Origin of the sequence: Streptomyces montanus (assembly GCF_005786655.1) — a bacterium.
GTDB lineage: Bacteria > Actinomycetota > Actinomycetes > Streptomycetales > Streptomycetaceae > Streptomyces > Streptomyces sporangiiformans.
Genome location: NZ_VBZC01000084.1, coordinates 24,444 through 34,489, shown reverse-complemented (window position 1 = coordinate 34,489; position 10,046 = coordinate 24,444). Strand labels below are relative to the sequence as shown.

Here is a 10,046-nt window from a genome sequence, read left to right as displayed (position 1 = left end):
GTGTGCCGGTGCGTCCGCCCGTCGCCGCGGGGGCATACGACCGTGGCCTGGTAAGTAGGCACGGGTTTCCTGAGACAGGCTGTAAGCGACGGCCGATGACGCACCGGCACACGCCCCCTCCTGTGCGTGGGCGACCGCAGGAGTGTGGGGGTGCGCCCCTCCAGGGGCAGCTGGGTGACTGAGGGCGAGTGGGACGCGCCCTTCAGGGGCGCGGGGAACTGCGCGATCAGCCAGGACCGGCCCGCAGCCGAAATGCGAACCGGGGGCCTGGGGGGCGCAGCCCCCCAGCCAGGGGCGCGGGGAACTGCGCGATCAGCCACGGACGGTCCGCAGTCGAAAGACGAACCGGGGGCCTGGGGGCGCAGCCCCCGGATCAGGGGCGCGGGGAACTGCGCGATCAGCCACGGACAGCCCGCGGCCGAAAACGAACCCCCGGGAGCCTGGGGGCGCAGCCCCCGGCGAGGTACCCAACCCCAGCCGGAGGCGCGCACGCATTGTTCAAAGTGTCAAAATCGCGGCCCATCTTTGTACACATACGGCTCATGACGAGGGGCCCGCCGGGAGCGATAGCCTTGTCACGTGATCAGCGCGATACGTCGCGGGGGCGTTCATGCCCCTGCTTTGCGCCCGGACCGCACGGAGGACATCCGTCGCCGGGCGGTCGCTGGTCTTCGCGGGCAGCACGGGGCACCGAGAGCAGCGTCACAGTCTCCGGAGGTGCTGAAGATGGCTGATAAGGCCCCGCACATCTCTCATCACGGCATAGCGTCGAAGCAAACCGGACACCCCGCGTCGCGGCGCTACGTCACTTCATGTTTTTCGACGTCACGCAACGGCGCGCGACAGGAGCCAGAGGACAATGCAGACCAAGCTGGACGAAGCCAAGGCCGAGCTGCTCGAACGGGCCGCCCGGGTAGCTGAGAACAGCCCGGTCGGGGGGCACCTACCGACCGGGACGACGGGCGAGGGCGCTCCCGACCGGGACACGGTGCTCACGTTCCTCCAGCGCTACTACCTGCACACCGCCCCGGAGGACCTCTCCGGCCGTGACCCGGTCGATGTCTTCGGAGCCGCCTTCTCCCACTACCGACTGGCCGAGAATCGCCCCCAGGGCACGGCCAACGTCCGGGTTCACACCCCGACCGTCGAGGAGAACGGCTGGACCTGCAGCCACTCCGTCGTCGAGGTGGTCACGGACGACATGCCCTTCCTCGTCGACTCGGTCACCAATGAGCTGTCCCGGCAGGGGCGCGGCATTCATGTCGTCATCCACCCCCAGTTCGTCGTACGACGCGATGTCACCGGCAAGCTCATCGAGGTGCTGCCCAGCCGGCCGGCCGCCGGCGATCTTCCCCATGACGCCCACGTCGAGTCCTGGATCCACGTTGAGTTCGACCGCGAGACCGACCGCGCCGATCTGAAGGAGATCACGGCCGATCTGCTGCGGGTGCTCTCCGACGCCCGCGAGGCCGTCGAGGACTGGGAGAAGATGCGCGACGCCGCGCTCCGGATCGCCGATGATCTGCCGGCCGAGCCCACGGCCGACGACCTGCGCGATCAGGAGATCGAGGAGGCACGCGAGCTGCTGCGCTGGCTGGCCGACGACCACTTCACCTTCCTCGGCTACCGCGAGTACCAGCTGAGGGAGGACGACTCCCTCGCCGCCGTGCCCGGGACCGGGCTGGGCATACTGCGCTCGGATCCGCACCACAGCAGTGAGGAGAGCCACCCGGTCAGCCCCTCCTTCGAACGGCTGCCCGCCGATGCCCGCGCCAAGGCCCGCGAGCACAAGCTCCTCGTCCTGACGAAGGCGAACAGCCGTGCCACGGTGCACCGGCCGTCCTACCTCGACTACGTGGGCGTCAAGAAGTTCGACGCCGAAGGAAACGTCGTGGGTGAGCGGCGCTTCCTCGGGCTGTTCTCGTCGGCCGCGTACACCGAGTCCGTGCGCCGTGTCCCCGTCATCCGCCGCAAGGTGGAAGAGGTGCTGAAGGGCGCCGGCTTCTCGCCCAACAGCCACGACGGGCGCGATCTGCTGCAGATCCTGGAGACGTACCCCCGCGACGAGCTGTTCCAGACGCCGGTCGACGAGCTGCGCTCCATCGTCACCTCCGTCCTCTACCTGCAGGAGCGGCGGCGGCTGCGGCTCTACCTGCGGCAGGACGAGTACGGGCGCTACTACTCCGCCCTCGTCTACCTCCCGCGCGACCGCTACACCACCGCCGTACGCCTGAGGATCATCGACATCCTCAAGGAGGAACTCGGCGGCACCAGCGTCGACTTCACCGCCTGGAACACCGAGTCGATCCTTTCCCGGCTGCACTTCGTGGTCCGTGTCCCGCAGGGCACCGAACTGCCGCACCTGTCCGACACCGACAAGGAGCGCATCGAGGCGCGGCTCGTCGAGGCCGCCCGCTCCTGGGCCGATGGCTTCGGCGAGGCGCTGAACGCCGAGTGCGGCGAGGAGCGCGCGGCCGAGCTGCTGCGCCGGTACGGCCACGCCATCCCGGAGGGATACAAGGCCGACCACAACCCGCGCACCGCGGTCGCCGACCTGATCCACCTGGAGCAGCTCGGCGACGGCAAGGACTTCGCGCTCAGCCTGTACGAGCCGGTGGGTGCCGCGCCCGGCGAGCGCCGCTTCAAGATCTACCGCGTCGGTGCGCCGGTCTCCCTCTCCGCCGTCCTGCCGGTCCTCAACCGGCTCGGTGTCGAGGTCACCGACGAACGCCCGTACGAGCTGCGCTGCGCGGACCGTACGCCCGCGTGGATCTACGACTTCGGCCTGCGTGTGCCCGCACCGAAGGGCGGCAACGGCGACCATCTCGCCGACGACGCCCGCGAGCGCTTCCAGGACGCCTTCGCGGCGACCTGGACCGGGCAGGCCGAGAACGACGGCTTCAACTCCCTGGTCCTGAGCGCCGGTCTGAGCTGGCGGCAGGCGATGGTGCTGCGCGCGTACGCCAAGTACCTGCGCCAGGCCGGTTCGACCTTCAGCCAGGACTACATGGAGGACACCCTCCGCCACAACGTCCACACCACCCGGCTGCTCGTCTCCCTCTTCGAGGCGCGGATGTCGCCGGACCGCCAGCGGGCGGGTACGGAATTGACCGACGCCCTCCTTGAGGAGCTGGACGCCGCCCTCGACCAGGTCGCGTCCCTCGACGAGGACCGGATCCTGCGGTCCTTCCTCACGGTCATCAAGGCGACCCTGCGGACGAACTTCTTCCAGGAGGCGGCGGGCGGCCAGCAGCACGAGTACGTCTCCATGAAGTTCGACCCGACGGCGATCCCGGACCTTCCGGCGCCGCGTCCGGCGTACGAGATCTGGGTGTACTCGCCGCGCGTCGAGGGCGTGCATCTGCGGTTCGGGAAGGTCGCCCGCGGCGGTCTGCGCTGGTCCGACCGGCGGGAGGACTTCCGGACCGAGATCCTGGGTCTCGTCAAGGCGCAGATGGTGAAGAACACCGTCATCGTGCCCGTCGGCGCGAAGGGCGGCTTCGTCGCCAAGCAGCTGCCGGACCCGGCCGTGGACCGCGACGCCTGGCTGGCCGAGGGCATCAGGAGCTACAAGACCTTCATCTCGGCGCTGCTCGACATCACCGACAACATGGTGGCCGGTCAGATCGTGCCGCCCGCCGACGTCGTACGGCACGACGATGACGACACCTACCTCGTCGTCGCCGCCGACAAGGGCACCGCCACGTTCTCGGACATCGCGAACGAGGTCGCCGAGTCGTACAACTTCTGGCTCGGAGACGCCTTCGCCTCCGGCGGCAGCGCGGGCTACGACCACAAGGCCATGGGCATCACCGCCCGGGGTGCCTGGGAGTCCGTGCAGCGGCACTTCCGGGAGCTGGGCGTCAACACCCAGACCGAGGACTTCACCGTCGTCGGCGTCGGCGACATGTCCGGTGACGTGTTCGGCAACGGCATGCTGCTGTCCGAGCACATCCGTCTGGTCGCCGCCTTCGACCACCGGCACATCTTCATCGACCCGAACCCGGACGCGGCCACCTCGTACGCCGAGCGGCGCCGCCTGTTCGAGCTGCCGCGCTCGTCCTGGGCCGACTACGACAAGTCGCTGCTGTCGCAGGGCGGCGGGATCTTCCCCCGCTCCGCCAAGGCCGTCCCGATCAACAGCCACATCCGCCAGGCCCTCGGCCTCGAGTCCGGCCCGGCCAAGATGACCCCGGCCGACCTGATGAAGGCCATCCTCAAGGCGCCGGTCGACCTGCTGTGGAACGGCGGCATCGGTACGTATGTGAAGGCCACGACGGAAACGCACGCGGACGTCGGCGACAAGGCGAACGACGCGATCCGCGTGGACGGCGCCGACCTCAGGGTCAAGGTCGTCGGCGAGGGCGGCAACCTGGGCCTGACCCAGCTCGGCCGGATCGAGTTCGCGCAAGCCGGCGGCAAGGTCAACACCGACGCCATCGACAACAGCGCGGGCGTGGACACCTCCGACCACGAGGTGAACATCAAGATCCTGCTCAACGCGGTCGTCTCGGACGGCGACATGACCGTCAAGCAGCGCAACAAGCTGCTCGCCGAGATGACCGACGAGGTCGGCCAACTCGTCCTGCGCAACAACTACGCGCAGAACGTGGCACTCGCCAACGCGCTCGCCCAGTCCCCGAGCATGCTCCACGCCCAGCACCGCTACCTGCGCCACCTGGTGCGTGAGGGACTCCTCGACCGGGCCCTGGAGTTCATGCCCACCGAGCGGCAGATCCGCGAGCGCCTCAACACGGGGCACGGTCTGACCCAGCCGGAGACGGCTGTCCTCCTCGCCTACACGAAGATCACGGTCGCCGGCGAGCTGCTCGGCAGCGACCTGCCCGACGATCCGTATCTGCAGAGCCTGCTGTACGCGTACTTCCCGACGGCGCTGCGCGAGAAGTTCCGTGAGCAGATCGAGGCACACGCGCTGCGCCGCGAGATCGTCACGACCGTGCTGGTCAACGACACCGTGAACACCGGCGGTACGAGCTACCTGCACCGTCTGCGCGAGGAGACCGGTGCCTCGCTGGAGGAGATCGTCCGGGCGCAGACCGCGGCCCGTGCGATCTTCGGCCTGGGCGAGGTGTGGGACGCCGTCGAGGCGCTCGACAACACGGTCGACGCGGCCGTCCAGACCCGCATCCGGCTGCACTCGCGCCGCCTCGTCGAGCGCGGCACGCGCTGGCTGCTCAACAACCGGCCGCAGCCCCTCCAGCTCGCCGAGACCATCGGCTTCTTCAGCGAGGGGGTGGGGCAGGTCTGGGCCGAGCTGCCCAAGCTGGTGCGCGGCGCGGACCTGGAGTGGTACCAGCGGATCTACGACGAGCTGTCGGTCGCCGGCGTCCCGGACGAGCTCGCCCAGCGCGTCGCAGGGTTCTCCGCGGTCTTCCCGGCGCTCGACATCGTCGCGGTGGCCGACCGCACGCGCAAGAACCCGATGGATGTCGCCGAGGTCTACTACGACCTCGCCGACCGGCTGCGGATCACCCAGCTCATGGACCGCATCATCGAGCTGCCGCGCGCCGACCGCTGGCAGTCGATGGCCCGCGCCTCCATCCGCGAGGACCTGTACGCGGCGCACGCGGCGCTGACGGCCGACGTCCTCGCCTGCGGAAACGGCGTCGCCACGCCGGAGCAGCGCTTCAAGGCCTGGGAGCAGCGGAACGGGGCGATCCTGGGCCGGGCCCGCTCGACCCTGGAGGAGATCCAGAGCTCGGAGTCGTTCGATCTGGCGAATCTGTCGGTGGCGATGCGCACGATGCGGACGATGCTGCGTACGCACTCGTAGTCGGTACGTACTCGTAGCCGGTACGCGGACGGGGGTGCCCCGGGCCATCAGGCCCGGGGCACCCCCGTTCTGCGTGGCTGGTGCGGAGCGGGTCACTTCAGGCAACCCGTGCTGTTTCCCGCGCATCTACCCATGTGGCCCACGAGCGGACCACGCCGCGTAGGCGGGTCGATCCGTAGCATTTAGGGTTAATGGGATGAACATGGATCTGCGCCAGCCACCCGGCATATCCGTCGGCGTGCCTGACATATCGGTCGTCGTGATCGTCTACAACGACGCGTCCCGCCTGCCGACGGCCGTGCGCTCCGTGCTGGGGCAGACGTTGCGGAACGTCGAGGTCGTGATCGTGGACGACCGCAGCACGGACGGTTCGTACGAGGTGGCCGAGCGGCTGGCCGCCGAGCATCCCGGTCGCGTACGGGCCTTCCAGCTGCCGGAGAACAGCGGCGGGTGCGGGGCCCCGCGCAACCACGGCATCGCGCAGGCACGCGGCACGTACCTCGTCTTCCTCGACAGCGACGACGTACTGGAGCGCAACGCCTGCCGGAACATGCTGGAGGCGGCCGAGACCACCGGCGCCGACCTCGTCTCCGGGCTGTGCGTGCGCGTGCACGTGGACTCGCGGGGCGGCAAGGAGGTCAAGTGGTACCCCTGGCTGTACCCGCGCACCCGCACCCTTGAGTCCGTCTCCGAGCTCCCCGATCTGCTGGTCTTCGACACGCTGTCGACGAACAAGTGCTACCGTCGGGAGTTCCTGCTGGAGCGGGGCCTTCGGTTCCCGGTCGGGATCCACTACGAGGACCTGCTCTTCTCGGCGCAGGCGTATGTGGCCGCCCGCAGGATCACGCTGATCCCCAACCGCGTCTACGACTGGAACGTCGTGGAGAAGCCGACGCGGTCGGCCGCGAAGTCGATCAGCAACCGGCGCCACGAGATCGCCAACTTCGCGCACCGGATGGAGATCCACCGCCGGGTCGACCAACTGCTCGCGGAGCAGGGGCTGCTGGCGCTGAAGTTCCACAAGGACGTCAAGTTCCTCAAGCACGACCTGGTGCTGCATCTGCGTGATCTGCCGTTCCGGGACGCCTCCTACCGGCAGGAGTTCGCCTCGATCGCCCGGGACTACCTGGACTCGATCGACCGCGCCGCCTTCGACGAGGTGGAGCCCATCCACGCCATCTGCGCCTATCTGCTGCGCGAGAGCGACTGGGACAACCTTCTCCCGGCCGTGGACACGCTCACCAACCGCGACAAGATCTCCTCGCCGCTCGTCGAGCGGGACGGCCGGATCTACTGGTGCGCCGAGCACCTCGACGGACACGACGGGGAAAGCCAAGGCGAAAGTGAAGGCCAAGGCGAAGGCGAAGGTGAAGGCGACGGCTTCGCGCGGCAGGTCCTGGACGTCACCGAGCTGGGCTACCACACCAAGCCGGTCGAGAAGATGTTCCTGCGCAACGCCCTGACCGACTACGCGGAGTCGGCCGGCACGGTCCGGCTGGCCGGGCGCATCACCAACCCCCTGGGCGTGATCCCGCCCGGCGCGCGACTCACCGGCGAGCTGGAGTTCGGCGCCCGGCGCAAGGGCGTGCGCTTCCAGACCTTCCGCTTCCCCGTGGCCACCCTGCGGCACGAGGGCGAGACCATCGCCTGGGAGGCCTCGGCCGACCTCACCAAGGGGCTGCGGCCGCTCGGCATCGTGGACGCCGTGTGGGACGTACGGCTCCGTCTCGGCGTCGACGGTGCACGCACCACGACCCGGCTCACGGCATCCGAACCGGGCCTGGCCGCCGGGCGGTTGCCGGTCCGCCCCCGGCTCACCCGGCTGGTCGCCGGCCGCATCGAGCCGGAGATCTCTTCGCGCGGCCATCTCTGCTTCCGGCTCGTCTCCCGCGAGAAGGTGGACGCGTTCGTCGCACGCGGTGTGCACGGGGCGCCGGGCCGGCTCGCCAAGTCCGGATACCGGAAGGCGAAGTCGTTGCGCAAGCGGCTGACCTCCGGCGACACCAAGATCCGGCTGTATCACGAGGCGTTCAGCCGGCTGCCCGTGAAGAAGGGCCTGGTCGTCTTCGAGAGCCACCTGGGCCGGCAGTACAGCGACAGCCCGAGGGCCATCTACGAGGAGATGCGGCGCCAGGGGCTGGAGTTCGAAGCGGTGTGGTCGTACACCGGCAGCCCCACGGGCTTTCCCTCCGATGCCACCCTGGTACGCCGCTGGTCGCTGCCCTACCTCAAGGCCCTGGCCCAGGCGGAGTTCTGGGTCGACAACCAGAGCTATCCGCTGAAGCTCACCAAGCGGCCGGAGACCACGTACATCCAGACCTGGCACGGCTCGGCGCTCAAGCGGATGGGTTTCGACGAGCCGGAGTGGAAACTCAAGTCCCGTCGGCAGCGGGAGACCCAGCAGCGCACACTCGACCGCTTCGACCGGTTCCTGATCCGCTCCGAGCACGACGTCCGCACCCTCGCCCGCGCCTTCCGGCTCCAGGAGAAGACACTGCTGCGGGTGGGCTACCCCCGCAACGACGCCCTGGTACGGGCCCGTCAGGCCTCCGAACGCCCCTCGCTCGCGGCCGATCTGGGCATCCCGGACAACAAGAAGGTCCTGCTGTACGCGCCCACGTTCCGGCACCAGGGGCAGCGCCGCTTCGAATTGCCCTTCGACGTGGAGCGCTTCGCCGACACGTTCGGTGACCGGTACGTCCTCCTCATCCGCTCGCACTACCTCAACCACGTGGTGCTCCCGCCGTCCGTGCGGGGCCGTGTCATCGACGTGTCCGCGCACCACGACGTGACACCGCTGCTCGCCCTCGCCGACGGGCTGATCACGGACTACTCGTCGGTGATGTTCGACTACGCCCTTCTCGACCGGCCGATGTTCTTCTTCGCCTACGACTACGAGGAGTACGTGTACGAGGGGCGCGGGACGTATTTCGACCTGCTGGAGCGTGCCCCCGGTCCCGTCGTGCGCCGCGAGGACGAACTGCACGCCGTACTCGGCTCACTGGAGGAGCAGGCGGTCAAGTACGCGACGGCGCGGGAGCGGTTCCTCGCGGACTTCGGCGAATACGACAAGGGGAACGCCGCGCAGGGCATCGTCGACCAGTTCTTCTCCCAGTGGAGGCGCGCATGACCGGATACGCCCAGCGGGACATCTTCTTCGTCTCCAACAGCGTCGACGAGCTGGGCGGGGTGACCAGTTGGTCGCACCAGATGGCCCGGCTGTTCACCGAGCGCGGGCATCGCGTGCACGTCGTCGGGATCACCCCGCCCGCGGTGGCACAGGAGCTGGGCGAAGTCGCGTACCCCACCACGACGTTGTACGACGGACAACCGCCCCGCCCCGGTCGGGCCCGTGCGGCGAGCATGCGTGAGCAGGCGGCCAGGCTGACGGCGCTGTTCGGCGCGGCGGGACCCGGCGCGGTCGTGATCGTCACGCAGGTGTGGGCGATGGAGTGGGTGGAACTGGCCGACACACGAGGCCTGACCGTCATCGGCATGAGTCACGAGTCGTTCCGGTACTCGAAGGCGTCCTCACGTTTCCGGCGGGTGCTCAAGCACTACCGGGACGTCGACCGCATGCTCGTGCTCACCCGCGAGGACGCCGACCTGTGGATCGGGCGGGGCCTCAACAACGCCTCGTTCATGCCGAATCCGCTGCCCTTCATGCCCGAGGTGCCTTCGCCGCGCACCCAGAAGGTGGTCGTCAGCATGGGTCGGCTGCACGACCAGAAGGGCATCGACATGCTCCTCGACACCTGGGCCGAGGTCGCGCCGCGCCACCGCGACTGGACGCTGCGGATCTACGGCTCGGGCGAGGACGAGGAGATGCTGCACAAGCAGTGCACGGGGCTCGGACTCGACGACTCAGTCGAGTGGATGGGCCGTACGGGCGACGTACCGGGCGCGCTGCGCGGCGGCTCCGTCTTCGTGCAGTCCTCGCGGGGCGAGGGTTTCCCGCTCGCCCTGATGGAGGCGATGGCGATGGCCGTGCCCTGCGCCGCCTTCGACTGCGCCCCCGGCGTCCACGAGATCATCCGCGACGAGGAGGACGGCCTGCTCGCCGCCCTCGGCAACACCGGCGAACTCGCCCGCAAACTGAGCACGTTGATGTCCGACCAGGAACTGCGGGACCGGATGGGCAAGGCGGCACGGGTGAACATTCAGCGGTACACGACAGAGGAGATCGTGCGCAGGTGGGAGGACCTGTTCACGTTCCTGGAGCGCTGAGCCCCGACACCGCTGCCTGCCGCGC

General features: G+C 69.1%; 3 protein-coding genes. All 3 read left to right on the top strand.

All coding sequences use genetic code 11. From position 1 onward, the window contains the following. Nucleotides 1–859: 859 nt before the first annotated feature. Nucleotides 860–5,794 carry an NAD-glutamate dehydrogenase gene (locus FE633_RS42565; protein ID WP_138050533.1) on the top strand — a complete coding sequence of 1,645 codons (4,935 nt, stop codon included), beginning with the start codon at nt 860–862 and terminating at the stop codon, nt 5,792–5,794. Between the two features lie 196 nt (nt 5,795–5,990). Then, the gene (locus FE633_RS42560; RefSeq protein ID WP_425473309.1) at nt 5,991–8,924 is read left to right on the top strand and encodes a bifunctional glycosyltransferase/CDP-glycerol:glycerophosphate glycerophosphotransferase; all 2,934 of its coding nucleotides are present in this window, start codon (nt 5,991–5,993) and stop codon (nt 8,922–8,924) included. Further along, nucleotides 8,921–10,021 carry a glycosyltransferase gene (locus tag FE633_RS42555; protein WP_138050532.1) on the top strand — a complete coding sequence of 367 codons (1,101 nt, stop codon included), beginning with the start codon at nt 8,921–8,923 and terminating at the stop codon, nt 10,019–10,021. Before FE633_RS42560 ends, FE633_RS42555 begins: the two co-directional genes overlap by 4 nt. The last annotated feature ends 25 nt before the right edge of the window (nt 10,022–10,046 follow it).